The sequence below is a fragment of the Sinomonas cyclohexanicum genome (assembly GCF_020886775.1).
Lineage (GTDB): Bacteria > Actinomycetota > Actinomycetes > Actinomycetales > Micrococcaceae > Sinomonas > Sinomonas cyclohexanicum.
Genome location: NZ_AP024525.1, coordinates 756350 through 782340, shown reverse-complemented (window position 1 = coordinate 782340; position 25991 = coordinate 756350). Strand labels below are relative to the sequence as shown.

The following is a 25991-nucleotide window of genomic DNA, read 5'->3' as shown; positions in this document are numbered from 1 at the left end:
TACCCGGCCGCGGACGGCCGAATCATTCCCGCGCCGTCGAGACCGGGTTGGTAAGGTGCGCACATGTCCCGCATCGAAGACTATGCGCTGATCGGTGACCTCCAGACGGCCGCCCTCGTCGGGAGGGACGGCTCCATCGACTGGCTCTGTCTCCCCCAATTCGACTCGCCCTCGTGCTTCGCAGCGCTTCTCGGCACGCCCGACCACGGCCGCTGGCGTCTGGCCCCGGAGGGCGCGGACACGTGTACGTCGCGGCAGTACCACCCAGGAACGCTCGTGCTCGAGACGGTCTGGGAGACGGACCGCGGCGCCGCGAGGGTCCTCGACTTCATGCCGCCGCGGGACAAGGTCGTGGACGTCATCCGGATCGTCGAGGGCATCCGCGGCACCGTTGACTTCGCCATGGACCTCGCGGTCCGCTTCGACTACGGGCACGTGGTCCCGTGGGTGAGGCGGCGGGAGGGCATCCTGCAGGCGATCGCGGGCCCTGACGCCGTGTACCTGAGCACGACGGCGCCGCTGGTCGGCCGCGACTTCCGCACCGAGAGCTCCTTCACCGTCAGTGAGGGCGAACGCGTGCCGTTCGTGCTCACGTGGCGGCCGAGCCACGAGGAGTACGAGCCCCGGCCCCACCCCGACAAGTCGCTCAAGAAGACCGAGGCGTTCTGGACCGAATGGTCGGGGCGCTGCCGCATCGACGGGCCATACAAGGACCAGGTGACCCGCTCACTCATCACGCTGAAGGCGCTGACCTTCGAGCCCACCGGCGCCCTCGTCGCCGCGGCCACGACGTCCCTGCCCGAACGGCCGGGCGGCGAGCGCAATTGGGACTACCGGTACTGCTGGCTCCGCGACGCGACGCTCACCCTCCAGCCGCTCGTCGCGGCCGGCTACCACGACGAGGCTGCGGCGTGGCGCGAGTGGCTCCTGCGCGCCGTCGCCGGCGACCCCGCCGAGCTCCAGATCATGTACTCCCTCTCGGGCAAGCGCCGCCTGCCCGAGATGACGCTGGACTGGCTGCCCGGCTACGAGGACTCCACACCCGTCCGGGTCGGCAACGCCGCGGCCGAGCAGCTCCAGCTCGACGTGTGGGGCGAGGTCCTCGATGGGCTCGCCCTCGCCAGGGCGAGTCTCGGTTCGGAGGATTCGTGGGACCTGCAGACCTCACTCATGGAGCACCTCGAGACCGCTTGGACGAAACCTGACAACGGGCTATGGGAGATGCGTGGCGGACGCCGGCACTTCACGCACTCCAAGGTCATGGCGTGGGTCGCCGCGGACCGGATGGTCAAGGGCATCACAGAATCCGGGCTGGAGGGACCGCTTGAGCGCTGGACTTCGGTACGGGACACGATCCGCCAGGACATCCTCGACCACGGCCTCGACCCGACGGGCTCGCACTTTGTGCAGTCCTACGGTTCAACCGAGCTCGACGCCGCCCTCCTGCAGATCCCCCGCGTCGGCTTCCTGCCGTACTCGGACCGGCGCGTCGTCGCGACCATCGAGGCGATCCAGCGCGAGCTCAACGTCGACGGCTTCCTCATGCGCTACCGTGTGGAAGCCGCGGAGGACGGGCTGGCCGGCGGCGAGGGCGTGTTCCTCGCGTGTTCGTTCTGGCTCGTGACCGCGCTCGTCGGTATCGGCCGCCGCGACGAGGCGCGGGAACTGTTCGAGCGGCTGCTCGCGCTGTGCAACGACGTAGGCCTCCTGAGCGAGGAATACGACCCGGAAGCCGGGCGTCAGCTCGGGAACATGCCGCAGGCCTTCAGTCACTTCGGGCTTGTCAACGCCGCCGTGGCGCTCGAGTACGGCTGCTACGAGAGCGACGAACCACCCACCATCTCGGAGTAGGGACGCGGAGTCTGGCCCACGGGCGAGTCCTTCAGCGCAGAACGGACTCGGTGTAATATCTGCGTATGAATGCAGATAAGACGATCTGCGGGCGTGACCCGGACTCGCAATACGTGGACCTCGCGGTCGAGGTGTTCTCCATGCTCGCCGACGCCACGCGGGTGCGGATCGTCCTGGCCCTGCGCGGAAGCGGGGAACTGTCGGTGAACCAACTGGCCGAGATCGTGGGCAAGGCGCCCGCGGGAGTGTCCCAGCACCTCGCCAAGCTGCGCCTGGCCCGCATTGTCGTTGCCCGTCACGAGGGGACGCGTGCGTACTACCGGCTCGCGAACGAGCACGCCTCCCAGATGGTCTCCGATGCCATCTTCCAGGCCGAGCACTCCCTCGGAGGGGTCCCCCGGCACCACCACCCCCAAGCGGACACAGTCGAGGAGGAGAGCGCATGAGCTCCGGGCAGGCACCCCACCACACGGAGCACACAGACGGCCACACCCATGAGCATGGGCACAGCCACGGGCACGGGCATGACCACGGGCACAGCCACGGGCACGGGTTCCTCGGGACGCTCAAAGAGTTCTTCATCCCGCACACGCATGATGCCTCCGACTCGATTGACGATGCCCTCGAGGCCAGCACCGAGGGTGTCCGCGCCCTGAAGATCAGCCTGTTCGTGCTCCTCGCCACGACGGTCCTGCAGTTCCTCGTGGTCCTCGTCAGCGGCTCGGTGGCGCTGCTGGCGGACACCGTGCACAACCTCTCGGACGCCCTCACGGCCGTGCCCCTGTGGGTGGCATTCATCCTCGCGCGCCGGCCGGCGACGAGGCGCTACACCTACGGCCTCGGCAAGGCCGAGGACCTCTCCGGGCTGTTCATCATCGCCGTTGTGGCGCTCTCCGCGGTGGTGGCCGGCTGGCAGTCGATCGAGCGCCTTCTGCACCCGCAGCCGCTCGAGAACCTGTGGTGGGTCGCCGCCGCCGGAGTCATCGGGTTCGCTGGCAACGAGGCCGTGGCGGTCTACCGCATCCGCGTGGGCCGCCGGATCGGCTCCGCGGCGCTCGTCGCGGACGGAATCCATGCCCGCACCGACGGGTTCACCTCGCTCGCCGTAGTCGTCGGCGCCGTCGGGGTGATGCTCGGGTTCCCCCTGGCGGACCCGATCGTCGGCGTGCTGATCAGCATCGCGATCTTCGTGCTCCTCTGGGGCACCGTCAAGAGCCTCGGCCGCCGCCTGCTCGACGGCGTCGAGCCCGATCTGGTCGCCCGTGCCGAGCGCGCGGTCGCCCACGCGCCAGGGGTCCTGGCTGTCGAGCGGGTCCAGCTGCGCTGGATCGGGCACCGCCTCCATGGGTCCGTCCTGATCCGCGTCGGCGCTGCAGTGACGACCGCCGAGACAGACGCGCTGCGCTCCGAGATCGCCCATCGGCTGGACCACGCACTCCCCAACCTCGAAGAAGTCAGCCTAGCCTTCACCGCGGGCGGCGCGACCACGGCTTGAGGCGGCCCGCACCTCCGCGCGGATCGTCGCTGCGACCTCGGCCGGGTCCTCGTGGCTCCAGAAGCGCAGCACGTGCCAGCCGGCCGCGGTGAGCGCCGCCGTCGTCTCCTCATCGCGCTCGCGGTTGCGCGCGATCTTCGGGCGCCAGTAGTCCACGTTGCTCGCGGGCTCGATGTAGTGCTCGGGGCAGCCGTGCCAGTAGCAGCCGTCGATGAACACGGCCACGCGGGCGCGGGTGAACACGAGGTCGGCCGTGCGCCGGAGCGCGGGCTCGGGCCGATAGGCGACGCGGTACCGCAGACCCATCGCGTGCACGGCGCGGCGCACCTTCAGCTCGGGGGCCGTGTCACGCGAGCGGTTGCCGAGCATGGTCTTGCGGATCGCCGGAGTCGTGGCCCAGGACGGCGCGTCCTTCCCGTGACGGGTCGTCTGGCGCTGCAGCGGCACGGACGACGCCGGCGACGCGCCCACGGCGGGCGGGTCACCGGCGTCGTGCGTCCCCTCAGGGGCCCCCGCCTGGCTCATGGCGCCAGCGTACGCCGGCCGGCCACGGTTTCCGGATGCGTCTGTGTACCCCGGCGATGGCGCATCCACGTGGGCCCCATCGAAGTTGGCCCCCGACGCGTTTGCGGCCAGAGGCCGTGGGTAACTGCTGAGGACGTGGCCCGGGCCCGGGTGCCTGGGCGGGAGAACCGACGTCAGGACGGAGCGGGAATCCGCATGAACGTGACGCAAGCGCCCCGAGGCATCCATCGCCTCGTCCGCAACGTGGAAACGGGCCGATTCGAACGGATGCTCTCTGGCCTCACGGCCGCGGGCGCCCTCGTGACGGCCGCTGAGATCTACCTCGAACATGACCGCGCGAGCTTCGGCAATCCGTGGATGTGGGCGCCCGTGGCGCTCGGCCCGGTGGGAGCGGCGGCCGGAGTCGCCGGCGTCGTGAGCGCACGCATGGCGCACACGGCGCTCCCGCTCGCGAGCGCGGCGATCGTGGCCAACGGGCTCCAGGGCACGTACCTGCATCTCCGCGGGATCGCGCAGCGCCCAGGCGGGTTGAAGGAGTTCCGCTACAACGCCGAGGTCGGCCCTCCGCTGCTGGCGCCGCTGCTCGTGACGCTCGTTGGCGGCATGGGCATCCTCGCATCGCTGCTGAGGCGCGAACGGTGAGCGCAGCGCTCCCCGCACCCCATGGCGAGCGGCGCTTCCCAGGGCAGCACGCCCTCGGACAGCGCGACCACTGGGACGACGCTACCGCCGCCGTCGTCCTGGCGCGGATGGGCCCTCCCGGCGAGCTGACGTTCTTCACCGAGGCCGAGGCGGCCACGGTCGGAGCCCTCCTCGACCAGCTCATGGGCCAGGACCGCGAGCCCCGCGTGCCCCTCCTGAACGCGGTGGACGCGAGGCTCGCGGCGGGCGAGACCGACGGATGGCACTACGCCGACCTCCCCGAGGACGGCGAGACCTGGCGGCGCTCGGCCGCGGGGCTCGACGCTGACACCCGCGCGCGGGGCGGGACTGGGTTCGCCGAGGCGCCGGCACCCCTGCAGGAGGCGGTGCTCACCGACGTCCAGGGGCTCCCGGGCGAGTGGCACGGCATGCCCGCGGGGCACCTGTGGAACCTGTGGATGCGCTACGCGTGCACGGCGTTCTATGCGCACCCCTGGGCGTGGGACGAGATCGGCTTCCCCGGCCCCGCATACCCGCGCGGCTACGCGAACCTCGGGCGCGACCGCCGGGAGCACTTCGAGGTGCGGGACGCGCATCCCGGTGAGAGCGCATGAGCGCGCTGCGGTCGGTCCGCGAGCGCAACGAGTCCGCGTGGCTGCTGCCCCTCGCCGAAGCAGACGTCTCCGAGCGCATGCGCCACTACCAGGACGCCGACGAGGTGGACCTCGTGATCGTCGGCTGCGGCGCCGGCGGGTCAACCATGGCGCAGCGCCTGGCCCGGGCGGGCTGGAGCGTCGTCGTGCTCGAGGCCGGGCCGTTCTGGGAGCCGGAACGGGACTGGGTCAGCGACGAGGCCGGCTCTCACAAGCTCTACTGGACCGAGCCGCGCGTGATCGACGGCGACGATCCCGTCCCCCTCGGGTCGAACAACTCCGGGCGCGGGGTGGGCGGTTCCATGGTCCACTTCGCCGGCTACGCGCCGCGCTTCCACCCGAGCGACTTCCATACCAAGACCCTCGACGGCGTCGGCGCCGACTGGCCCCTCGCGTATGAGGACCTCCGGCCCCATTACGAGGCGATCGAGGAGGAGCTGCCCGTCGCAGGCCAGGACTGGCCGTGGGGGGACCCGCACGGCTACCCGCACAGCCCCCACCCGGTGGGCGGCAACGGCGACGTGTTCCTCCGCGGGGCGCGTGCGTGCGGCATCGAGACGCGGGTCGGTCCCGTGGCCATCTCGAACGGCCGGTTCGGGCACCGCCGCCACTGCATCTACCGTGGCTTCTGCCTCCAGGGGTGCAAGGTCGATGCGAAGGCCTCGCCCCTCATCACCCACGTCCCCGATGCCCTCGCCCACGGCGCCGAGGTGCGCGCCGACTCCATGGCGACCCGCATCGAGCTCGACCCGCGCACCGGTCTGGCGAGCGGCGTACGGTACGTGCGCGACGGCGTCGAACGCTTCCAGCGCGCGCGCAACATCGCCGTCGCCGCCTACTCGATCGAGACGCCGCGGCTCCTGCTGAACTCCGCCTCGCCGCGCTTCCCCGACGGCCTGTGCAACGACCACGACCTCGTGGGCCGCTACCTCATGGTCCAGGGGGCGCCGCAGACCGGCGGACGCTTCTCCGACGAGGTCCGCATGTACAAGGCGCCGCCGCCCGAGGTGAGCACCGAGGAGTTCTACGAGACCGACCCGTCCAAGCCCTACCGGCGCGGTTACTCCATCCAGACCGTCTCGCCGCTGCCGATCGCGTGGGCCGAGCATGTCGCTGCCCAGGGGCACTGGGGCGCGGAACTGCGCCGCCGCATGAGCGACTACGTCCACTGGTCATGCCTCGGCGCGCTGTGCGAGTTCCTGCCGCTGCCCGAGAACCGCGTGACACTCGATTCCGAGACGGACCACCGCGGCATGCCGGTAGCACACATGAGCTACAGCCGGTGCGGGAACGACAAGCGGCTGATGCGTGCGGCGGGGGAGACCATGGAGCGCATCCTCACCGCCGCGGGCGCGAGCGAGGTCATGACGATCGAGCGCTACGCGCACCTCGTGGGCGGCGCGCGGATGGCCGCGGACGACCGCCACGGTGTGGTCGACGCCGACTGCCGCACGTTCGCGGTGCCGAACCTCCTCATCACCGACGGCAGCGTCCTGCCGACCCAGGGCAGCGCCAACCCTGCACTGACCATCATGGCCCTCGCCGCGCGGACCGCGTCACGGCTCGCCGCCGGAGCGCGGTCGGGCCTCAGAACACCATGAGAAAACCAGCGCTGCGACAACCAGCAAAGGAGAGCTGACATGGCTTCACAGAACGTTGCAGAATTCCTGCTCGAACGGCTCAAGGCGTGGGACGTCACGACGGTCTTCGGCTACCCGGGCGACGGCATCAACGGGATCGTGACCGCGCTCGGCGACGGGGACGGACCGAAGTTCGTCCAGTCCCGGCACGAGGAGATGAGCGCGTTCGAGGCCGTGGGGTACGCCAAGTTCACCGGCCGGGTCGGGGTGTGCCTTGCGACCTCCGGCCCCGGCGCGATCCACCTGCTCAACGGCCTGTACGACGCGAAGCTGGACCACGTGCCGGTCGTCGCGATCGTGGGTCAGGCCGCGCGGACCTCGATCGGCGGTTCCTTCCAGCAGGAGGTGGACCTGCCGACCCTGTTCAAGGACGTGGCCTCCGACTACGTCCAGCTCGTGACGGTCCCCGAGCAGCTGCCCAACGTCCTCGACCGGGCGATCAGGATCGCGTCCGCGCGGCGCGCGCCGACCGCCGTCATCATCCCCGCCGACGTCCAGGAGCTCGAGTACTCTGCGCCGACGCACGAGATGAAGATGATCCCCTCGAGCCTTGGCGTGGCGTGGCCGGACATGCGGCCGGACATGGACGGGATCCGCAAGGCCGCCGAGATCCTCAACAAGGGCAAGAAGGTGGCCATGCTCATCGGGCAGGGCGCCCGGAACGCCGCGGCCGAGGTCCAGGAGGTCGCCGACCTCCTCGGGGCGGGCGTCGCGAAGGCGCTGCTCGGCAAGGATGCGCTGCCTGACACGCTCCCGTTCGTCACGGGCTCGATCGGCCTGCTCGGCACGCGGCCCAGCTACGAGATGATGCGGGACTGCGACACGATCCTGACGGTCGGCTCAAGCTTCCCATACGCCCAGTTCATGCCCGAGCCGGGCCAGGCCCGTGGGGTCCAGATCGACGTGGACCCGACCATGATCGGGCTGCGCTACCCGTACGAGGTGAACCTCGTGGCCGACGCCGCCGAGGCCCTGCGCGCGCTGATCCCGCTCCTCGTCCGCAAGGAGGAGCGCGGCTGGCGCGAGGACATCGAGGACAAGGTCGCGAAGTGGTGGGACAGCATGGCGAGCGAGGCCATGGTCGAGGCCGATCCGGTCAACCCGCTCCGGGTGTTCTCCGAATTCTCGGACCGGCTCCCCGCCAACGCCCTCATCGCCGCGGACTCCGGCAGTGCCGCCAACTGGTACGCCCGCCAGCTGCGCTTCACCCCCGGCGTGCGCGGGAGCCTCTCGGGCAACCTCGCCACGATGGGGCCCGCGGTGCCGTACGCGATCGGCGCCAAGTTCGCCCACCCGGACCGGCCGGTCATCGCGTTCGAGGGCGACGGCGCGATGCAGATGAACGGGCTCGCCGAGCTCATCACCATCGCGCGCTACTGGGAGGAGTGGGAAGACCCGCGGCTGGTCGTCGTGGTGCTCCACAACAACGACCTCAATCAGGTCACGTGGGAGCTGCGCGCGTTCAGCGGCTCCCCCACCATCCCCATGACGCAGGAACTGCCCGACGTGGACTACGCGGCGTTCGCGGCGGGCCTGGGCCTCGGGGCGGTCTCGGTCGACAACCCGGACGCGCTCGGCTCGGCGTGGGACCAGGCCCTCACCGCGGCCCGGCCCACCGTGCTCGACGTCCGCACCGACCCCAACGTCCCGCCCATCCCGCCGCACGCCACGCTCGAGCAGGCGATGAACACCGCCAAGAGCGCGCTCCGCGGCGACGAGCACGCGTGGGACTTCATCAAGGAGGGCCTCAAGACCAAGGCGCAGGAGCTGCTCCCCGGGCACCGGAAGTGACCGCGTCAGCTACCGCGTCGGCGAACCACGGGCCGCACGACGCCGGATCGGGCGCCTCGGTCTCGGCCGTCACCGCCGCGGCGTATACCGTCCCGACGGACGCGCCCGAGGCGGACGGGACGTTCGCGTGGGACTCGACGACCGTCGTCGTGGTCCATGCCTCGGCCGCCGGCGCCACGGGCGTGGGCTACACGTACGGCCCGGCGGCCCTCGTCGGTCTGGTCACGGGGCTGCTCGCGCCTGCGGTCCGCGGCGCCGATGCGTTCGCCGTGCCGGCGGCCGCCGAGTCCATGTCGCGCGCCCTGCGCAACGTGGGTCAGCTCGGCGCGGGTGCGTACGCGGCGTCGGCCGTCGACTGCGCGCTGTGGGACCTCGCCGCGCGCCTCGCGGGCCTGCCGCTGCACGACCTCCTCGGCGCGGCGCGCCACGAGGTGCCCGTGTACGGCAGCGGCGGCTTCACGTCCTACACGGACGCGCGGCTCGCCGCGCAGCTCGGCGGTTGGCGGTCGCAGGGGATTCCGCGCGTGAAGATCAAGATCGGGCAGGACCGCGGCGCGGCGGAGGCACGTGACGTCGAACGCGTGGGCCTGGCGCGAAAGGCCGTGGGGCCCGACGTGGAGCTGTTCGTCGATGCGAATGGCGCCTACACGCCCAAGCAGGCTGTGCGGATCGCGGAGCCCCTCCGGGACGCGGACGTGAGGTGGTTCGAGGAGCCGGTCTCGAGCGAGGATCTGGCCGGCCTGCGGTTCGTCCGCGAGCGCGTCGCACCGGACGTGGCCGCGGGAGAGTACCTCACGAGGCTCGCCGAGGCCGAGCGCATGTGCGCCGAGGGCGCCGTCGACTGCCTCCAGGCCGACGTGACCCGGTGCGGCGGGATCACGCGGTGGCTCCGGGTGGCCGCGGTCGCCGCAGCGCACGGCGTCGGGTTCTCGGGCCACTGCGCCCCCGCAATCTCCGCCGCTCCCGCCGCCGCGGCCGTTGGCCTCCGCCACCTCGAATGGTTCCACGACCACGTCCGGCTCGAGGGCATGCTCTTCGACGGCACCCTCGATCCTGCCGGCGGGACGATCGCACCGGATGCCGACGCGCCGGGCAATGGGCTCACGCTCCGGGCGGCCGACGCGGAGCGGTTCAGGGTGGCCTGAGGTCGCCCCCGGACCGCTTCGGGACCGCCGGTGCCGTTTCATGAACGGTTCGGCAGGGCAATCACCACAGGAAGCCGCCCGCCGCTGACGCGGACGACAGCATGAGGATCAACAGAAAGCTGACGATCATGAATGCTCACGCACACCAGGGGCCCATCCACCACTCCGGTTCCAGATCCGGTGGCCTCGGTGCCACGTCGGTGCATCGGCGGATCTACGGTGCCACCGCGGCGGCTGCTCTGGGCGGGCTGCTGTTCGGATTCGACACCTCGGTGATCAACGGGGCCGTGAACTCGATCCAGTCCACGTTCCACCTCGACGCGGCGTTCCTCGGTCTCACCATCGCGATCACCCTCATCGGCTGCGCGATCGGCGCGTGGTTCGCCGGCCAGCTCGCCGACGTGTGGGGGCGCCGGCCGGTCATGCTACTGGGTGCGGCGATGTTCATCGTCAGCTCCATCGGTGCCGGGCTCGCGTTCGCCGTGTGGGACCTGATGCTCTGGCGGATCATCGGGGGCCTCGCGATCGGCATCGCCTCGGTGATCGCCCCCGCGTACATCGGCGAGATCGCCCCAGCTCGCCTGCGCGGCGGGCTGAGCTCGCTCCAGCAGCTCGCGATCACCGTGGGCATCTTCCTCGCGCTCCTCTCGGACGCAGGACTCGTGCGCGGCGCGGGCGGCGCCGGGAGCGAGCTCTGGTGGGGCCTTCCGGCGTGGCGCTGGATGCTGCTGGTCGGCGTCGTGCCCGCCGTCGTTTACGGGCTGCTCACCCTGCGGATCCCAGAGTCCCCGCAGTTCCTCATCCGGGCCGGCAAGGAGGATGAGGCCCGCGAGGTCATCACCCTCACGGCCGGCGAGGAGAACGCCTCCAAGCGCTACCGCGAGATCCAGGAGAGCATCGAGAACGAGCGGCACTCGAGCTACAGCGACCTGCGCGGCCATGCCCTCGGGCTCGCGCCTATCGTCTGGATCGGGATCGGCATGGCGGCCTTCCAGCAGCTCGTGGGCATCAACGCGATCTTCTACTACTCCACGACCCTCTGGCAGTCGGTGGGCTTCACGCAGCAGGACTCGTTCACGACGTCGGTCATCACCGCGTCGATCAACGTCCTCCTCACGTTCGTGGCCATCCTCTTCGTGGACCGCGTGGGGCGCAAGAAGCTCCTGCTCTGGGGCTCGGTCGGCATGTTCGTCGGGCTGGTCGGCGCGGCCATCGCCTTCGCCAACGCGACCGGCTCGGGCAAGGACATCTCGCTGCCGGCGCCGTGGGGCCTCGTGGCACTCGTGGGGGCGAACCTGTTCGTCATCTTCTTCGCCGCGACGTGGGGACCGGTCATGTGGGTGGTCCTGGGCGAGGTCTTCCCCAACAAGATGCGCGGCCTCGCCCTCGGCGTGGCGACGGCGTTCAACTGGATCTTCAACTTCCTCGTCACCCTGCTGTTCCCGGTGCTGAGCCAGGCGGTCGGGCTGGGGTACGTCTACGGCGGATTCGCCTTTTTCGCGGCGCTCTCGTTCTGGTTCGTCGCGGCGCTGCTCCCTGAGGCCAAGGGCCTCGAGCTCGAGGACAGGACAAAGCTCGACCGAGGGCGCGTGCGCCGGCCGGCCAAGACCCAGGAGGCATGATGAGGCGCACAACGCTGGACACCATCACCACGAACATCCCGGCGCGCATGGATCGCCTGCCCTGGGCGAGATGGCACTGGACGGTCATCATCGGCCTCGGCACGGTGTGGGTCCTCGATGGCCTCGAGGTCACCATCGTCGGCTCGATCAGCGACCGGCTGACCGAACCGGCTACTACATGGGGGCCGCTCTCATGATCGCGGCGGGCATCGTCGAGATCGTGCTCGGGGTGGAGGCCTCGCGCACCTCGCTTGAGGATGTCGCGAGGCCCATCACCGCCGAGCAGGAGGCCGTCTGAGGGCCCGGGCCCGACGTCACTCGTCGGGGAGGCCGGAGCCCTCCTCGTCCGACTCGGACGAGAACGACTCGCGGCCCGACGCCTCCTCCGTGTTGTCCTCCTCGATCTCGGCATCCGTGGACGGCGCCTCCTCGGAGGTGTTCGAGGACCCCTCGGCGGCTGGCTGCCCGGCGGAGTCGGCTGGCTGCGAGGACTCCTCGGCTGGCTGCGCCTTCTGTTCCGTGGGCGGCATCTCCTCCTCGGCAGTGGGGCTGCCGTAGCCCTCCTCGTGCGGGAGCGGGCGCTGTGACTGGTCGTTGGTGTCCATGGTTTCGACGCTAGCCGTGTGGGCACCGAGAGTCTATGGAGCGATACGGCGTGATCAAGCGGGTCGTCGAGGTCGCGGCGTGGACGCTCGCGGGAACCCTGTTCTGGCTCGCGACGGCGTCCTCGGTCACCGCCGTCGAGTCCATCGCCGCGGCGGCGGTCGCGCTCCCGGCGGGCGCGCTGGCCACCGTGGCGCGGCGGGCCATGCCCTTCCGCGCCCTCCCGCGCCGCGTGTGGCCGAGGTGGGCGGCGACCGTCCCTGTCGCGGCGGTCGCGGACATGGTCCGTCTCACCGGCTGGCTCCGGACCCGGCAACCGGGGCAGCTGCGCGCCGGCCACATGCCCGGGGGCGACGGCGCCCGCGAGACCGGGTGGCGCGCCGGCGGGATCGTCGCACTCTCCGCGACCCCCGGCTCGGTTGTCGTCGCATCCGACCCCGAAGCGGGAACCGTCACGGTGCACTCCCTCGTCCACGGCTGGCCGGGCCTCGACGAGGACGTCCTGCGGTCCGGGGAAGAGGGATAGCGTGGAGGCGCTCTGGGCATCGGCGACTGCCGCGCTCCTCATCGTCGGGGTGGTCCCCGGACTCGTGCTGGCCTGCCGCGGCACAGCGGCGCAGCGGCTGGTCGGCCTGGCACTCCTTAACGCGACCGGCGTGATGGTACTCGTCGGCCTGTCCGTCCTCGCGGGCCAGTCCTCGTACCTCATCGTCCCGCTCGTCCTCGCCGTGCTGAGCTCGACCGGCACGCTGGTCTACACGCGCCTGCTGAGTCCCGAGAGCGGCGCCCCCGAGGACGCGGGCCAGGAGGCGGCGCGATGACCTTAGTCCTCGAATCGGTATGCGCAGGCCTGGCACTGCTCGTCGTCGCGTACGCGTCCTGCGGGGCGCTCCTCGCCCGCACGGCGCTGGACCGGCTGCACTTCCTGGCGCCCGTCACGACCCTCGCGGTCCCCCTGTTCTCGCTCGCGGCCGTGATCGCTTTCGGGGTGTCGCTCGGCAGCGCCACCGTACTGGCCGTCGCCCTCGTCGCCGCCGGGAGCGGGCCCGCGGTCACCGCGGCCGTGGGCCGCGCCGTCGCGGCAGAGGCAGGGCACGACGTCGGGAGGTCGCCGGAGTGAGCAACGGAATCCTGGGCGGGGTGCTCATCGCCGTGAGCCTGACGCTCGTGCTCGCGGGCGCCGCGGCGGTCGTCTTCACCCACCGGCCCGCGCGGCAGGCCGTGGTGCTCTCCGCGTACGGACTGCTGCTCACAGTCATGTTCCTCGTGCTCCAGGCCCCCGACGTCGCGCTCAGCCAGGTGGCTGTCGGCTCCGCCGTCGTGCCCCTCATCGTGGTGCTCGCGATCAGGAAGGTCGAGAGCATCCGCGACACGCCGGCGGAAGTACCCGACGACGCTCAGGACACGACATGACGCGCCGCAGCCGGCTTGTCCTGCTCGTGGTCGGGCTCGTGGGCTTCGCCGCGGTCCTGGGCATCGCCCTCGCCGGAGTGCCCCCCTTCGGTGCGAGCACGCACCCCTACCGGGACCTTGCCGTGGCCGGGACCTTCGATCACTCCACCGCGAACGCGGTCGCGAGCGTCAACTTCGACCAGCGCGGGTTCGACACGTTCGGCGAGGAGACGATCCTGTTCTGCGCTGTCGTGGGCGTCGCGGCGCTGCTGCGGCCGGTGCACCGCGAGCGGCGCCGCAAGGTCAGCAGCGGCGGGGTCATCCTCGAGTCGACGAGCCTGCTGGTCTACGTCCTGTTCCCGCTCACGCTCGTACTCGGGGCGGATGTCATCGCCCACGGGGCCATCACGCCGGGCGGCGGCTTCCAGGGCGGGATCATCCTCGCAACCGGCCTCCACCTGCTCTACGTGGGGGGGCGCTACCGGCTGCTGCGGCGGCTGCGCCCGCTCGAATGGTTCGAGCAGGGGGAGGCGGCCGGCGTCGTGCTCTTCGGCGCGATCGGCCTTGCCGGCGCGGCGTTCGGCGCCCGCCTCTTCTCGAACGTGCTGCCGCAGGGCCAGCTCGGCGACTTCGTCTCCTCCGGGACCGTGCCGCTGTTCAACGTGGCCGTCGGCATGGCGGTGGCGAGCAGCGTCGTCGTGCTCCTCGCGGGGTTCCTCGACCAGAGCCTCGCCGTGCGCGCCGCGCCGGGAGGACCCCACGACGACAAGGAGGACGCCGCATGACCTACTACGCGTACGCCGTCGCCGGGGCCGTCATGGTGCTCGGCATCGTGGGGATCGCGACGAGCCGGAACCTCGTCCACGCCGTCGTGTGCCTGTCCGTGGCCCAGTCGGCCACGTACATCCTGCTCGCCGCCGTGGGGTTCCAGTACGGCGGCCTTGCCCCGATCTTCGGTGCGCAGGTCGGCAGGGACACCCCGGTGGTAGATCCGGTGGTGCAGGCGCTGACCTTGACCGACATCGTGGTCTCCGCCGCGGTCACGTCGATGCTCCTCGCGCTCGTGGTCCAGATGGCGAAGCGCCGCAAGGCCATCGATCCGGACGACCTCAGCGCCCTCGAGGGCTGATCGCATGCGCGCCGGCCTGCCAGTCCTCATGCCCCTCGTGGTCGTCGGCCTCGTGCTCACGGCCTGCCTGCTCATGTCCGCCGGCCGGTTCCTGCCGCGGCTGTTCGGGGACATCGTCTCGGTGTCCGCCGCCGTGGCCGCGGCAGGGTGTGAGGCACTCATGCTCCCCGCCGCCACCCAGTCGCGGCTCGTGTACTGGCTCGCGGGCTGGGAGCCGAGCGGCGGTCGCGCCGTCGGCATCGCGCTCGTCGGCGACGGTCTGGGCATCGGCATCGCGCTGCTCGCCTCAGTGCTCATGCTCACCTCGCTCGTGTTCGCCTGGCGGTACTTCGAGTCGGACAGCGCGCACTTCCACGGGCTCATGGTGCTGTTCCTCGCGGGCATGACCGGCTTCGCGTTCGCCGGGGACGTCTTCACGATGTTCGTCTTCTTCGAGCTTATGGGGGTCGCGGCGTATGCGCTCACGGGACTCAAGAGCGAGGACCCCTCGGCCGTGCACGGCGCGATCAACTTCGGGATAGTGAACTCCCTCGCGGCGTACATCTCGCTGACGGGGGTCGCAGTCCTCTACGCGCACACGGGAAGCCTCAACCTCGCTGCCCTGTCCGCCCAGCTCGCGGGCGACCGCAGCCCGCTCGTGCTCGTAGGGTTCGTGCTCGTGTGCACCGGCTTCCTCGTCAAGGGCGCCATCTCGCCCTTCCACTTCTGGCTCGACGACGCGCACGCGGTGGCGCCCTCCCCCGTGTGCGTCCTGTTCTCCGGGGTCATGGTGGAGCTGGGCCTCTACGGGACCGCCCGCCTGTACTGGGCCGTGTTCAGCGACACGGGAGCGGGGCCCGCGGCGCAGCCCCTCTTTGTGGCGCTCGGCATGCTCACCGCGGCGGTGGGGACCGTGATGTGCCTCCTGCAGCGGCACCTCAAGCGGCTGCTCGCCTACTCGACGATCGCGCACACGGGCGTGTTCCTCCTCGCGCTCGGCTCGGCTTCCGGGTCCGCGCTGGCTGGCCTCGCCGTCTACGCAGCCGGCCACGCGGCGGTCAAGGGCGCGCTGTTCCTGCTCAGCGGCATCATCCTGGACCGCTACGGCAGCGTCGACGAGTTCACCCTCCAGGGACGCGGCAAGGACGCGCCCTGGCTCGGTGCCGCCTACCTCGCGGCGGCCTTGGCCCTTGCCGGGGCGCCGCCGTTCGCCGTCGGTCTCGGCAAGGGACTGACCGAGCACGCGCTCTCGGAGGACGGCTGGGGCTGGGCGATGGCCCTCATGGTCGCCGTCTCCGCGGTGACTGCGGGCGCCGTCCTCCGCGTGGGTGCGCGAGTCTTCCTCGGCCTCGGATCGCCGCCCGAGGGGATCGAGGAGGAGGGCATGAGCGGGGACCAGGAAAGGATCGAGGTCAGCATCGGCCGCGAGCGCGTCCCCCTGTCGATGTCCGCGCCGGTGGTTGCCCTGCTCGCGGGCGGCCTCGGGCTGGGCATCCTCCCGGGCCTCGGCGCCGCGGCGGACGGGGCCGCCGGCCAGTTCATCGACCGAACGGGCTATATAGGGGCGGTGCTCGGAGGCGGCCCGGTGGGCCCATCGGCCGGCGTCGGGGGCGGGGACGGGTGGGAGGCCCCCGCCACGGTGTGGGGATTCGTCACCGTGGCGATCGGCGGTCGCGCTCGCGGCCGCGGCCCTCTACCGGCACCGGCTGCCGGCCGTGGCCCGCGCCCTGGGCACGGCGGACCCGGCGCTCCGTCTCCTGCGGCGCGTGCACTCCGGAAGGGTCGGAGACTACATCGTGTGGATGGTGCTCGGCGTCGCCGCGTCCGGTCTCGCGGTCCTGGTCGGCGGCTGAGCCGGCGCCTCCGAGGCGGTGCGGTTTCCGCGCCCGCACCACCGGGTAAGGACCTTACGTGCGCGCGACGCACGACGCCGGTGACTCGCCGCTGGGGGGCGGGTCACCGGCGTCGCGCGTCGCCGCTTGTACCTGACGCCTCCGGAGTCAGGCGAAGTCGGAGACCGCGGGGTCCGGGCCGATGCGGCCGGCCGCGCCCTTGTCGAGCGCGTTGATGGCTGCGACCTCCTCGGGCGCCAGCGTGAGGGCGAGCGCCGTCCAGTTCTGGGCGATGCGCTCGGGGGTGACCGACTTGGGGATCACCACGTTGCCCACCGCGAGGTGCCAGCCGAGCACGACGTTCGGGATGCTCACGCCATGGCTCTTCGCGATGCCGGCGAGGACCGGGTCCGCGAGAAGGTCCTTGCCCTGGCCGAGCGGCGACCACGCCTCGTGGAGGATCCCCTTGGACTGCTCGTAGGCGCGGAGCTCGTTCTGCGGGAAGTACGGGTGCGTCTCGACCTGGTTGATCACAGGGCGCACGCCGGTCTCGCGCTCGATCTCCTCGAGCGCCTCGACCGTGAAGTTGGAGACGCCGATCGAGCGGACGCGGCCGGACTCGGCGAGCTTGGCGAACTCCTGCCAGGTCTCGAGGTACTTGCCCTGCTTGGGCTGGAGCCAGTGGATGAGGTAGAGGTCCACGTAGTCCAGGCCGAGCTTCTCGAGGGAGGCCTCGAAGGCGGCGGCCGTTTTGTCGCTGCCCTGGTCCGCGTTCCAGAGCTTCGTGGTGATGAAGAGGTCCTCGCGGGCCAGGCCGGAGGAGGCGATGGCGCGGCCCACGCCGGCCTCGTTGCGGTATGCGGCGGCGGTGTCGATGTGGCGGTAGCCCACGCGGAACGCCTCGCCGACAACCTGCTCGGCCACGTCGTCGGCGACCTGCCACACCCCGTAGCCGAGCTGCGGGATGGTGTTGCCGTCGTGGAGCGTGAGCACGGGTGAAGTCAGGGTCTCTGCCGTTGTCATGGCGTCCATCCTGCCATCGGACCGCGCGTCGGCGCAGCGGGATGGCAGGATTTTCCGTGCGGCTTCGCGGACTGCGAACGCCCCCGCCGTCTGGGCGTCAGGTCCCGGGAGTCACCTTCCGGATCACGGGTGCATGAGCCTCTCGGCCTCCTCGACGTGCTCGAGCACCGCCGCTGCCCGGCGCTGCACCGACAGCGCGCCCACCGGGACGGGCCCGACGGCAAGGCGGAGCATCGCGGCCGCCTCGGCGGTCGTCGCGAGCGCGTTGCCTGCCCGCGAGAGCGCGCGGTGGACGGCGGTGAACTCCCCCGGGATGTCCAGCCCATCGCTCGGGGAACGGCGCTGCGCCTCGATGCACACCGCCCGGACGCGCGGGAGAAGCCCGGCGAGGGCGTTGGCGATCACGACGAGCTCGTTGTAGAGCACGTCGTCGTCGATGCCCTCGAGGACCTGGTGGTAGCGGTCGAGCCCCCTGCGGAACCGGTCATGGGCGCGGCGCCACAGGCCCTTGCCCAGCTCGGCGTCGTCGCGACGGTTCGCGAGGGCCTCCTTGATGAACCCCATGGAGGTAAGCGCGCTCAGAGGTACTGGCCGGGGCCGTGCTCGGCGCGGCCCTGCTCGGCGGCCCGCTGCGCCTGGCCCTGCGGGGCGCGCTGCGGCTCACCGTTCTCACCGATGATCACGCCGGGGGCGATCATGGTCCCCGGGGGGAGCTGGCGCAGCTGCACCTGCGACGCCGCGAGCTGGTGTGCCGCCTGCTGCGCGGCGATCGCGGTCTGGATGCCATGGAAGAGCCCCTCAAGCCAGCCCACGAGCTGTGCTTGGGCCACCCGGAGCTCCGATTCGGACGGCACCGATGCGTCCGAGAACGGCAGGGAGATGCGGTGGAGCTCATCGACGAGCTCGGGCGCGAGCCCGTCCTCGAGCTCCTTGATGGAGCGCTCGTGGATCTCGGCGAGGCGCTCGCGTGCGGCCTCGTCCAGCGGCGCGCCCTTCACCTCCTCGAGGAGCTGGCGGATCATCGTGCCGATGCGCATGACCTTCGCCGGCTCGTCCACGAGCTCCTGCAGGCTGGCGCGCTTGGCGCGACGCTGATCGGACGACGTCGTGTGCTCGCCATCCGCCGCGGCCGCACCGTCGATCGGGGTCCCCTCCACGGTCTCCTCGTCCCGAGTGTCCGCGGATGCCGTGTGCTCGTTCCCCGTTGAAGTCATGTCGCCATACTCTCACGCACCCCGTGTCAGCAGCAGCGGGCGAGCGGGCGCCGTCGTGCGCTTCACCGGCTCGTGACGGCATCACAGGCCCGCAACGACTCAACAGGCCCGCGTGCGCGGCCCCCATGCCGCCGGGGGCCTGCCATGCCGGCGGGGCGCCCGGCGGGGGCGACCGGCGTAGAGTCGCGGCTCACCTCTCGAGCGCACGACGGCGCTCTCCGTACCCCGCGCGGGTCACGCACCACGCGATCGCGGCGGCGAGGACGGGAATCGCGACAACGAGCGCGGCCAGTTGGCCCCACGGAACCACGATCGGAATCCCTCCGCCGAACGACCCGACGAGGGCGGCCCCGGAAGCCAGCCCGATCGCTGCGCCGAGGAGCGTCCCGAGGCCCACGGTGACACCGGCCAGCGCCGCGGCGTACCGTTTGCGGAATCCCGGCGCGGCGCCGACCTCGGCGAGCGTCATGCTGTCCCGGCGCCCGTCGGCGAGCGCGAGGCCGGTGGTGATGGAGGCCCCGGCGAGTGCCACGAGCGCTGCTCCGCCGACGAGCAGCCACAGCATGAGTGCGGCCGTGGTCAGGTCCGGCCCCCGTTCCACGCTCACGGCAGCGTACGGGGCGGCGGCCGTCGTGAGCCCGTCAGCTGCCCGGGCAACGAAGTCCGCGGGCGGGGGCGAGGCGAGCTGCACGACGTGCATCCACGGCTGCGCGAGGATTCCGAGGGTCCGTGCAGTCTCTGGGCTCACGATGCCCGCAGCTCCGAAGTGCGCCGGTTCGAGGACGGCGTCGAGGGTCGCCCTGGGCTGGAGGTCGGGCGGTGCCCCGCGGGACCGCGTCACGGACGCGACGTCCTGGACGCCCACGCGGGCGTGGCCGTCGTCGAACACGGCCGCGTCGAGGGCGACCACGCCGCCCCCGTCGAGCGCGGAGACGGCGGCCTGCGACGGCCGGCGGCCGAGGAGAAGTGCGAGATCGTCGACGTTCCCGACCGCGAGCGTCTTCGGAGCGCCGTCGGTTCCGGCGCAGCGGAGGTCGCCCCTATCGATCACGGCGCCGGAACCGGTGCGCGGACAGGCCTGGCCGGGCGCGATCATCAGCCACGTCGTTTCGCAGGGACCCTGCCTGCCGAACTCCTGCACGTAAGCGGCGTTGACCATTGCGTCATGCTCGCCGGCCGTCCCGCATCCGGCCACCGCCGGTCTGGAGACCGTCCGCCACGCCGTTGGCTCCCCACCTGCGGCTCTGCTCGCAGCGACGACCTCGTCGAGGGTCGGCCCCTTCTCCAGCACCCACGAGAAGGCCTGGTTCCCGTTGGCCTGCCACGGGTAGGTGAGCGCGGCCCGTTCGTTCGCTCCCGCGGAGGGGAGCATGACGGCGGCGGCGAGGGCCGTGACGGCCACGCATGCGGCGACGGCGGGGACGGCACGCTGACGGTTGCGGGCAGCGTCGCGCAGGGCCATGCGCAGCGGTGCGGGAAGCCAGTCCCCCGGGCGCGCGACCAGGTGCACGATTCGGGGCAGGAGGAGGACGGTGCCCACGACGGCGACCACGGCGCCGCACGCCGCGAGGCCGCCCGTGAGCGCCGTGGCGCCGTCCCATTCGTCGGGGCCGAGCAGACGGGGCAGCGTCCCGGCCGCAACGAGGGCGATGGCCGCCGAGCCCACGACGGCAGCCCCGACGGCCGCGACGCGTCTGCTCGGGCTCGTGGCCGGCGGCGCGCCCATGGCCGAACGCAGGGCCGCCCGCCCAGCGGACCGCGCGGGAGCGACGGCGGCGATGAGGCACGCAACGAAGCCGAGGCCGCCCGCGCCGATCGCCATCAGGACGTTCGGGTGGACGCCCGTGAATGCCGTGGAGCCGGCGGCGATCGCGATGGCTGCGCCCGCGGCGCCACCGCCGGTGCCGACGGCTCCGCCCAGCACGGCGGCACCCGCCCCGAGGACCGCCGCACCGGCGAGGGTGACGCGGAGCAGGTCGCGCGGGGCGGCCCCGACGGCCGCGAGCACATGCAGCTCGCGGGCCTGGCGCCGCGCGCCGACGGCGAACGCCGCCCCCGCGAGCAGGCCGACCTGCAGGAGGGCGAGCGCGCCGACGAAGGCCACGCCGGAGAAGTTCGCCGCCAGCTGTGCGGGGGTGCGCGCGGGAGCCGCGCTATGGGCCTGCGGCGGGTCGAGCACGAGGTTCCGGTCCAGCACGGTGATGCCGGCCCTGTTGAGCTCGAGCACGCGGTCCCAGGCGACCGGTGCCGCGCCAGCGACGTAATACTCGTCGCGCCCGCCGGACGATCGGGAGCCCGCTTCCGGAACTAGGGACGGCGCGACGAACAGCTCCGGCACGTCGGGCGACGTCCCGGTCTGCGCGATCGTGCCAGTGACTCTGAAGGCCCCGAAGCCAGTCGAGACGGTGTCCCCGATCGCGGCGTCCACCGTGGCGAGGAACCCCGGTGTCGCGAGCGCATCGGCGTCCGACAATGGCGCGGCCCCGCCCGTGAGCCGGAACTTCCCGGCGAACACCGGGTCGAGCGCATCGACACCGCGCACCGAGACGGGGTGATGCCGCGGTGACCCACGCCTCGGTCTGTGCGGCGCGGTCCGGGAGGATCCGCCCCGCGGGGGGCAGCGCCTCGGCCACCGGGGCGGGCTTCCAGTCTGACTGCGGGGTGAGCGGTCCGGTCATCTGGATGCTGTGGTCGTCGGCCGGCAGCTGCTGGGCGCCGGGGCCCGGAAGCACTCCGGACGTGTAGCGCGCCTGTGCGGCGCCGAGCTCCCGTGTGACCACCTCTGCTGGAGTGGCCTGCGTGCTCTGCACGAGCGTGGCACCGGCGGACACTGCCGCAACCGGCAGCATGATCAGCCCCACGATGAGCGCGGAGCGGCCCCTGTGCCGCATGATGTCGCGCGCGGCGATGCGCATCACCGCCCGTGCGCCGCCCCTCCGCCGGCGAGGCGCCGCCGTCGTGCGCTCAGTGCGGATCGTCTCGGCGGGCAGGAGGTCCGGGCCCATCTCAGCCCTCCGTCGCGAGCAGGGCCGCAGGATCCCGCTGGGCCGCGGCCTCGTCCACGAGCCGCCCGTCGCGCAGGTAGACCACCCGGTCGGCCCAGGCCGCGTGCCGTGCGTCGTGGGTCACGAGCACCACGGCGGCGCCGTCGTCGGCCCGGCGTCGGAGCACCTCCATGACGCCGTCCCCGGTGGCGGTGTCGAGGGCGCCGGTGGGCTCGTCGGCGAGGATGAGCCGCCGGTCCCCCACGATCGCGCGGGCAATGGCCACTCGCTGCTGCTGCCCGCCCGAGATCTCCTCCGGGAATCGGCCGGCGAGCTCGTCGATGTCCACGAGCCGCAGCGCGTCGAGCGCCTGCCGCCGCGCCTTCTTAGCTGGCACGCCGTCGAGCTCGCGCGGGAGCGAGACGTTCTCGGCCACCGTCAGTGTGGGCACGAGGTTGAAGTTCTGGAACACGTAGCCCACCGCACGGCGCCGGAGCCGCGCGAGGCCGTTGAGGCCCTGCGAGGCCGTGGGTGTGCCCTCGATGTACACGTCGCCACGGGTGGGCAGGTCCAGCCCGCCGGCGAGCGCGAGCAGCGATGACTTCCCGGACCCGCTCGGCCCCATCACGGCCACGAAATCCCCTGCGGCGACGCGTAGGCTCACGTCGCGCAGCGCGGCAACGGCAGTGGCGCCCGCGCCAAAGGTCCGGTGCGCACCGCTGATCTCGAGCACCGTGGGCGCGGTGTGCGCGCTCATCGACCGGCCTCGGCCCGGGTCGCGGCACGTCGGGCGGACGACGCCGCCTGCCCAGCCCGGCCGGCGGCGCCCGCACTCTTGGTGAGGGTCGCCTCGCAGTGATCGAGCCACCGGATCTCCGCCTCCGCGGCGAAGACGAGCGATTCGAGCACGAGCCGCCAGGCGACGTCGTGCTCTGCTGCGGTGCGGCGGGCCCGTGTGAAGTCCTGGAGCGACCGCATGCTCGCGGCGCGCTGCGTCTGGACCACGGCTGCGACATCCACGCCGGGGATCGTGAGGGCGAGGGCGATCTTGATCGCCAGTTCGTTGCGCGGCGGGTTCGCGTGCTCCACCGGGGAGGCGAACCATCCGGCAGCCTCCGCACGGCCCGCCGCGGTGATCGCGTAGATGACGTGGCCCTCGCCGTCGTCGCCCTCGCGGGCCACGAGGCCGTCGCGCTCGAGCCGGTCGAGTGTCGTGTAGACCTGACCGATGTTGAGCGGCCACGCGTCGCCTGTCCTGGCCTCGAATTCGCTCTTGAGCTGATAGCCGTAGCGCGGCTGCTCCTCGAGCAGCGCCAGCAGGCTGTGGCGGATGGACATCGGACCCCCTGTGCGATGGTCGGCGTCCGACCGTCCCCAATGGCGGCAGGCATACCGAGTATGCACTCAAGGGTACATACTCGGTATGGGCGAAGGCAAGGAGTACCCGTGCCCATCGGCCCTACTCCGCTGCGATGCCCAGGCCTAGCGTGAGGAGAGTGACGCCAAGGAGGGGAACCCGACCATGACCACTTCACGCACGGCACGAGCGGAGGCAACGCGAGCGGGCCCGAGCCTGGGCTGGTGGTTGGCCGTGGTTCTCGCATTGTTCGTGGTTGTAGCCGGATGGCCGGTACTCACGTCCGCGGCGAGCGGCGCATCATTGCCCTTGCGCATCGCGGCCAACCTCTCCCCGTTCGTGATGATCGTCGGTGTGCTGTTCGTGGCGGCGCGGTTTGGGCGCATGCGCATGGCCACGGCGTTCGGGTGGTCGGCCAAACGGTTCGGGCGGCAGATCCTCATCGGGGTGGCGCTCGCAGCCGTCACGCTGACGCTGACCCTGTTGCCGGCGGCTGTGGGCTTCAACGTGCTGGGAGAGGGCGAGCCCCGCCCCCTGGCCTTCGCCTATCTGGCCATCCGAACCTTCGTAGGCGTGGGCTTCGTGGAGGAGTTCGCATGGCGCGGCTACGTCTTCGCCGGAGCGAACCGCCTCCTCGGCTCGCGGGCCGGGGCGGTTGTCGTGTCATCGGCCCTTTTCGGCCTATGGCACTTCCCCGGCAGCCAGGACTTCCTCCAGGTCATCATGACCGCGCTCATCGGCGCCCTCTACGCCAGCGCGATCCTCACCGTCCGGCACTGCACAACCCTGGCCACGGGCCTTGCCCACGGACTCCACGACGTGACCCTTTTGACCCTGGCTACCCTCCTGCGCTGACGGCGCACCGGGTCGCGGCCCTCGCTTCGGAGCGGGCCCACTACACCGTCAGCAGGATCTTGCCCACGTGCTCCCCCGAGTCGAAGTACTCATGGGCTGCGGCGGCCTCGGCGAGGGGGAAAACCTTGTCGACGAGCGGCTTGATGCGCCCGTCCACCACGAGCGGCCACACGTGGTCCTTGACCGCGGACATGATGGCGCCCTTCTCCTCGACGGGGCGGGGGCGCAGTGCCGTCCCGATCACGGCCGCGCGCTTGTTCAGGAGCATGCCGAGGTTGAGCTCGGCCTTGGCCCCGCCCTGGAGGCCGATCACGACGAGCCGGCCATACGTGGCCAGGGCCTCGACGTTGCGCTCGAGGTACTTCGCGCCCACGACGTCGAGGATCACGTCCGCACCCCGGCCGTCGGTCGCGTCGCGGATCGCCTGGACGAAGTCCTGCTCGTTGTAGTTGATCGCCACGTCGACGCCGAGGAACGCGCGCGCCGTCGAGACCTTCTCCTCCGTGCCCGCGGTCGCGGCGACGCGTGCGCCGAAGGCCTTGGCCATCTGGACGGCCATCGTGCCGATGCCGCCCGTGGCGCCGTGGATGAGCAGCATCTCGCCGGGCTGGAGCTGGGCCGTCATGAACAGGTTCGAGTACACGGTCGCGGCGGTCTCGGGCAGCGCCGCGGCCGTCACGAGGTCCACGCCGTCCGGGATCCGCAGCACCTGCTCCGCCGGGACCGCGACCTGCTCGGCGTACCCGCCGCCGGCCAGGAGGGCCACAACCTTGTCCCCCACCGAGAACGGCCGCGCGACGTCCGGACCGAAGCCCGCGATCCGGCCCGAGACCTCGAGCCCGGGGATCTCGGACGCGCCCGGGGGCGGCGGGTAGAATCCGCGCCGCTGCTGCACGTCGGCGCGGTTCACGCCCGCAGCCACAACGTCGATGAGCACCTCGCCTGGCCCAGGCACGGGGGCGTCGACCTCGCGCACCTGGAGGACCTCCGGCCCCCCGGGCTCGGTGATGAACACGGCCTTCATGTCGGTGCTCCTCCTCCCCCGCGGGGGCGTCAGTTTCACGAGGTCACTGCGCTATGAAACACTACTAGGCACAAGGAAGGTTGTCCGAGCGGCCTATGGAGCTGGTCTTGAAAACCAGTGTGCGGTAACCCCGTACCAAGGGTTCAAATCCCTTACCTTCCGCTTGCAGGCGAGGCGGCGCCCGCTGGGACTCCCAGTGGGCGCCGCCTCCGCTGCTTCTCACGCACGACGGCGCGGGGCCGGCCCCTCGGGTGACCCCGCCTGATGCAGGGCGGCCCCGGCGATCCTTGAAAAACGTCGGAGCCCCCGCATAGCGTCGGTCTCGTTCGGATAGTTCGGCCCCACACCCAGACAGACCGAAGGAGCCTCCATGCCCACTCCCGACCTCACCGCCGGCGCACCCTGCTGGACGGACCTCATGACGAGCGACCTCGAAAAGGCCAAGGCGTTCTACACCGAACTCTTCGGCTGGACCTACGAGACCGGCGACCAGGAGACGTACGGCGGATACACGACCGCCTTCAAGGACGGCGCCATGGTGGCCGGCCTCATGGGCAAGGCGGAGGACCAGGCCGCCATGCCGGACGTCTGGACCATCTACTTCAAGTCCGACGACATCCACGCGACCGCCGACGCGGTCGCGGCCGCGGGCGGGCAGGTCTTCATGCCGCCCATGGAAGTCCCCGAGCAGGGCCACATGGCGGTGTTCGGCGACGCCGGCGGTGCAGCGTTCGGCGTGTGGCAGAGCACCGGCCACACCGGGTTCGCCAAGCTCGCGGAGCCCGGCACGCCGGCATGGTTCGAGCTCCACGCGCTCGACTACGACGGGAGCGTGGCGTTCTACTCGAAGGCCCTCGGATGGAGCCTCTCGGTCATGGGCGACACGCCCGAGTTCCGCTACTCGACGCTCGGGGAGGGCCGCGAGGCCAAGGCGGGGATCTTCGACGCCGCCAAGGACCTGCCGGAAGGCGTCCCCGCCCACTGGACGGTGTACTGGACCGTCGAAGATGCGGACGAGACCCTGGCCCAGGCCACCGCGCTCGGCGCGACCGTTTTCATGCCGGCCGTCGACACGCCGTTCGGGCGCATGGCGGCGCTCGCGGACCCGCTGGGTGCGCCGTTCAGGATCATCCAGGACCGCGGCCAGGAGGACGGCGAGGGCGACACGCCGACGCCGTAGAAATGAAACCTTCCGTTCACGTACGGGTGGTTGGCTGACAACCATCACTCGCACG

The 25991-nt window shown here is 71.6% G+C and carries 28 protein-coding genes and 1 tRNA gene; 20 read left to right on the top strand and 9 right to left on the bottom strand.

Going from position 1 to position 25991, the window contains the following annotated elements; genetic code table 11:
• Positions 1 to 63: 63 nt before the first annotated feature.
• The 3 genes from SCMU_RS03785 (at position 64) to SCMU_RS03775 (ending at position 3346) form a co-directional block, all read left to right on the top strand.
• On the top strand, positions 64 to 1851 hold the full coding sequence (locus tag SCMU_RS03785) for a glycoside hydrolase family 15 protein (RefSeq protein ID WP_229231688.1): 1788 nt from the start codon (positions 64 to 66) through the stop codon (positions 1849 to 1851).
• 65 nt (positions 1852 to 1916) lie between these two features.
• Positions 1917 to 2297 (top strand): ArsR/SmtB family transcription factor, encoded by a 381-nt coding sequence (locus SCMU_RS03780; RefSeq protein ID WP_229231687.1) that lies wholly within the window; start codon positions 1917 to 1919, stop codon positions 2295 to 2297.
• Positions 2294 to 3346, top strand: coding sequence for a cation diffusion facilitator family transporter (locus tag SCMU_RS03775; protein WP_229231686.1), 1053 nt, complete (start codon positions 2294 to 2296; stop codon positions 3344 to 3346). Before SCMU_RS03780 ends, SCMU_RS03775 begins: the two co-directional genes overlap by 4 nt.
• Here the strand turns inward: SCMU_RS03775 and SCMU_RS03770 are convergent.
• A complete protein-coding gene (locus tag SCMU_RS03770) occupies positions 3311 to 3871 on the bottom strand; it encodes a very short patch repair endonuclease (RefSeq protein ID WP_338027587.1) in 561 nt (186 codons plus the stop codon). The two genes, SCMU_RS03775 and SCMU_RS03770, sit on opposite strands and share 36 nt — an antisense overlap.
• 195 nt (positions 3872 to 4066) lie before the next feature.
• Here SCMU_RS03770 and SCMU_RS03765 point away from each other — a divergent pair, with 195 nt between their 5' ends.
• The 7 genes from SCMU_RS03765 to SCMU_RS03735 all read left to right on the top strand — a co-directional run bounded on the left by SCMU_RS03765 (position 4067) and on the right by SCMU_RS03735 (position 11561).
• The gene (locus SCMU_RS03765; protein ID WP_229231685.1) at positions 4067 to 4513 is read left to right on the top strand and encodes a hypothetical protein; all 447 of its coding nucleotides are present in this window, start codon (positions 4067 to 4069) and stop codon (positions 4511 to 4513) included.
• Positions 4510 to 5127, top strand: a complete 618-nt coding sequence (locus SCMU_RS03760; RefSeq protein WP_229231684.1) for a gluconate 2-dehydrogenase subunit 3 family protein — start codon at positions 4510 to 4512, stop codon at positions 5125 to 5127. Before SCMU_RS03765 ends, SCMU_RS03760 begins: the two co-directional genes overlap by 4 nt.
• Positions 5124 to 6767 (top strand): GMC family oxidoreductase, encoded by a 1644-nt coding sequence (locus tag SCMU_RS03755; protein ID WP_229231683.1) that lies wholly within the window; start codon positions 5124 to 5126, stop codon positions 6765 to 6767. Before SCMU_RS03760 ends, SCMU_RS03755 begins: the two co-directional genes overlap by 4 nt.
• 39 nt (positions 6768 to 6806) lie before the next feature.
• Positions 6807 to 8597 (top strand): thiamine pyrophosphate-requiring protein, encoded by a 1791-nt coding sequence (locus SCMU_RS03750; protein ID WP_229231681.1) that lies wholly within the window; start codon positions 6807 to 6809, stop codon positions 8595 to 8597.
• Entirely contained in the window at positions 8594 to 9742 is a 1149-nt protein-coding gene (locus SCMU_RS03745; protein ID WP_229231679.1) for an enolase C-terminal domain-like protein, read from the top strand. The genes SCMU_RS03750 and SCMU_RS03745 overlap by 4 nt, the downstream gene beginning before the upstream one ends.
• Positions 9743 to 9870: 128 nt before the next feature.
• Complete coding sequence (locus SCMU_RS03740; protein WP_229231678.1) at positions 9871 to 11364, top strand: sugar porter family MFS transporter; 1494 nt, start codon at positions 9871 to 9873, stop codon at positions 11362 to 11364.
• On the top strand, positions 11364 to 11561 hold the full coding sequence (locus SCMU_RS03735) for a hypothetical protein (RefSeq protein WP_443020210.1): 198 nt from the start codon (positions 11364 to 11366) through the stop codon (positions 11559 to 11561). The genes SCMU_RS03740 and SCMU_RS03735 overlap by 1 nt, the downstream gene beginning before the upstream one ends.
• Before the next feature lie 117 nt (positions 11562 to 11678).
• Here SCMU_RS03735 and SCMU_RS03730 read toward each other — a convergent pair whose 3' ends face one another.
• Positions 11679 to 11969 (bottom strand): hypothetical protein, encoded by a 291-nt coding sequence (locus SCMU_RS03730; protein ID WP_229231676.1) that lies wholly within the window; start codon positions 11967 to 11969, stop codon positions 11679 to 11681.
• Between the two features lie 35 nt (positions 11970 to 12004).
• Here SCMU_RS03730 and SCMU_RS03725 point away from each other — a divergent pair, with 35 nt between their 5' ends.
• Genes SCMU_RS03725 through SCMU_RS03695 form a run of 7 tightly spaced genes read left to right on the top strand, consistent with a single transcriptional unit; the run spans position 12005 to position 16535 of the window.
• Positions 12005 to 12493, top strand: a complete 489-nt coding sequence (locus SCMU_RS03725) for a hypothetical protein (RefSeq protein ID WP_229231675.1) — start codon at positions 12005 to 12007, stop codon at positions 12491 to 12493.
• A gap of 1 nt (position 12494) precedes the next feature.
• The gene (locus tag SCMU_RS03720; RefSeq protein WP_229231673.1) at positions 12495 to 12788 is read left to right on the top strand and encodes a monovalent cation/H+ antiporter complex subunit F; all 294 of its coding nucleotides are present in this window, start codon (positions 12495 to 12497) and stop codon (positions 12786 to 12788) included.
• Entirely contained in the window at positions 12785 to 13087 is a 303-nt protein-coding gene (locus SCMU_RS03715; RefSeq protein ID WP_229231671.1) for a monovalent cation/H(+) antiporter subunit G, read from the top strand. Before SCMU_RS03720 ends, SCMU_RS03715 begins: the two co-directional genes overlap by 4 nt.
• Positions 13084 to 13380: a Na(+)/H(+) antiporter subunit B gene (locus tag SCMU_RS03710; RefSeq protein ID WP_229231670.1), complete on the top strand. Its 297-nt coding sequence runs from the start codon at positions 13084 to 13086 to the stop codon at positions 13378 to 13380. The genes SCMU_RS03715 and SCMU_RS03710 overlap by 4 nt, the downstream gene beginning before the upstream one ends.
• Positions 13377 to 14144: an MnhB domain-containing protein gene (locus tag SCMU_RS03705; RefSeq protein ID WP_229231669.1), complete on the top strand. Its 768-nt coding sequence runs from the start codon at positions 13377 to 13379 to the stop codon at positions 14142 to 14144. The genes SCMU_RS03710 and SCMU_RS03705 overlap by 4 nt, the downstream gene beginning before the upstream one ends.
• On the top strand, positions 14141 to 14488 hold the full coding sequence (locus SCMU_RS03700) for a sodium:proton antiporter (protein WP_229231667.1): 348 nt from the start codon (positions 14141 to 14143) through the stop codon (positions 14486 to 14488). Before SCMU_RS03705 ends, SCMU_RS03700 begins: the two co-directional genes overlap by 4 nt.
• Positions 14489 to 14492: 4 nt before the next feature.
• A complete protein-coding gene (locus SCMU_RS03695; protein WP_229231666.1) occupies positions 14493 to 16535 on the top strand; it encodes a complex I subunit 5 family protein in 2043 nt (680 codons plus the stop codon).
• Here SCMU_RS03695 and SCMU_RS03690 read toward each other — a convergent pair.
• The 6 genes from SCMU_RS03690 to SCMU_RS03665 form a co-directional block, all read right to left on the bottom strand.
• Positions 16468 to 17322 carry an aldo/keto reductase gene (locus tag SCMU_RS03690; protein ID WP_229231664.1) on the bottom strand — a complete coding sequence of 285 codons (855 nt, stop codon included), beginning with the start codon at positions 17320 to 17322 and terminating at the stop codon, positions 16468 to 16470. The genes SCMU_RS03695 and SCMU_RS03690 overlap by 68 nt on opposite strands.
• Positions 17323 to 17445: 123 nt before the next feature.
• Positions 17446 to 17886: a hypothetical protein gene (locus tag SCMU_RS03685; protein WP_229231663.1), complete on the bottom strand. Its 441-nt coding sequence runs from the start codon at positions 17884 to 17886 to the stop codon at positions 17446 to 17448.
• Between the two features lie 14 nt (positions 17887 to 17900).
• Positions 17901 to 18536, bottom strand: a complete 636-nt coding sequence (locus tag SCMU_RS03680) for a bacterial proteasome activator family protein (protein WP_274602921.1) — start codon at positions 18534 to 18536, stop codon at positions 17901 to 17903.
• Between the two features lie 190 nt (positions 18537 to 18726).
• Positions 18727 to 21078 (bottom strand): FtsX-like permease family protein, encoded by a 2352-nt coding sequence (locus SCMU_RS03675; protein ID WP_229231661.1) that lies wholly within the window; start codon positions 21076 to 21078, stop codon positions 18727 to 18729.
• Positions 21079 to 21542: 464 nt separating this feature from the next.
• Positions 21543 to 22277: an ABC transporter ATP-binding protein gene (locus tag SCMU_RS03670; protein ID WP_229231658.1), complete on the bottom strand. Its 735-nt coding sequence runs from the start codon at positions 22275 to 22277 to the stop codon at positions 21543 to 21545.
• Positions 22274 to 22858 carry a PadR family transcriptional regulator gene (locus tag SCMU_RS03665; RefSeq protein ID WP_229231657.1) on the bottom strand — a complete coding sequence of 195 codons (585 nt, stop codon included), beginning with the start codon at positions 22856 to 22858 and terminating at the stop codon, positions 22274 to 22276. Before SCMU_RS03665 ends, SCMU_RS03670 begins: the two co-directional genes overlap by 4 nt.
• 184 nt (positions 22859 to 23042) lie before the next feature.
• Here SCMU_RS03665 and SCMU_RS03660 point away from each other — a divergent pair, with 184 nt between their 5' ends.
• The gene (locus tag SCMU_RS03660; RefSeq protein WP_229231655.1) at positions 23043 to 23732 is read left to right on the top strand and encodes a CPBP family intramembrane glutamic endopeptidase; all 690 of its coding nucleotides are present in this window, start codon (positions 23043 to 23045) and stop codon (positions 23730 to 23732) included.
• A gap of 40 nt (positions 23733 to 23772) precedes the next feature.
• Here SCMU_RS03660 and SCMU_RS03655 read toward each other — a convergent pair whose 3' ends face one another.
• Complete coding sequence (locus tag SCMU_RS03655; RefSeq protein WP_229231654.1) at positions 23773 to 24756, bottom strand: NAD(P)H-quinone oxidoreductase; 984 nt, start codon at positions 24754 to 24756, stop codon at positions 23773 to 23775.
• A 74-nt stretch (positions 24757 to 24830) separates the two neighbouring features.
• Between SCMU_RS03655 and SCMU_RS03650 the strand changes: the two genes are divergently transcribed.
• A tRNA-Ser gene (locus tag SCMU_RS03650) sits at positions 24831 to 24918 on the top strand.
• Between the two features lie 208 nt (positions 24919 to 25126).
• Positions 25127 to 25936, top strand: coding sequence for a VOC family protein (locus tag SCMU_RS03645; RefSeq protein ID WP_229231652.1), 810 nt, complete (start codon positions 25127 to 25129; stop codon positions 25934 to 25936).
• Positions 25937 to 25991: the final 55 nt, after the last annotated feature.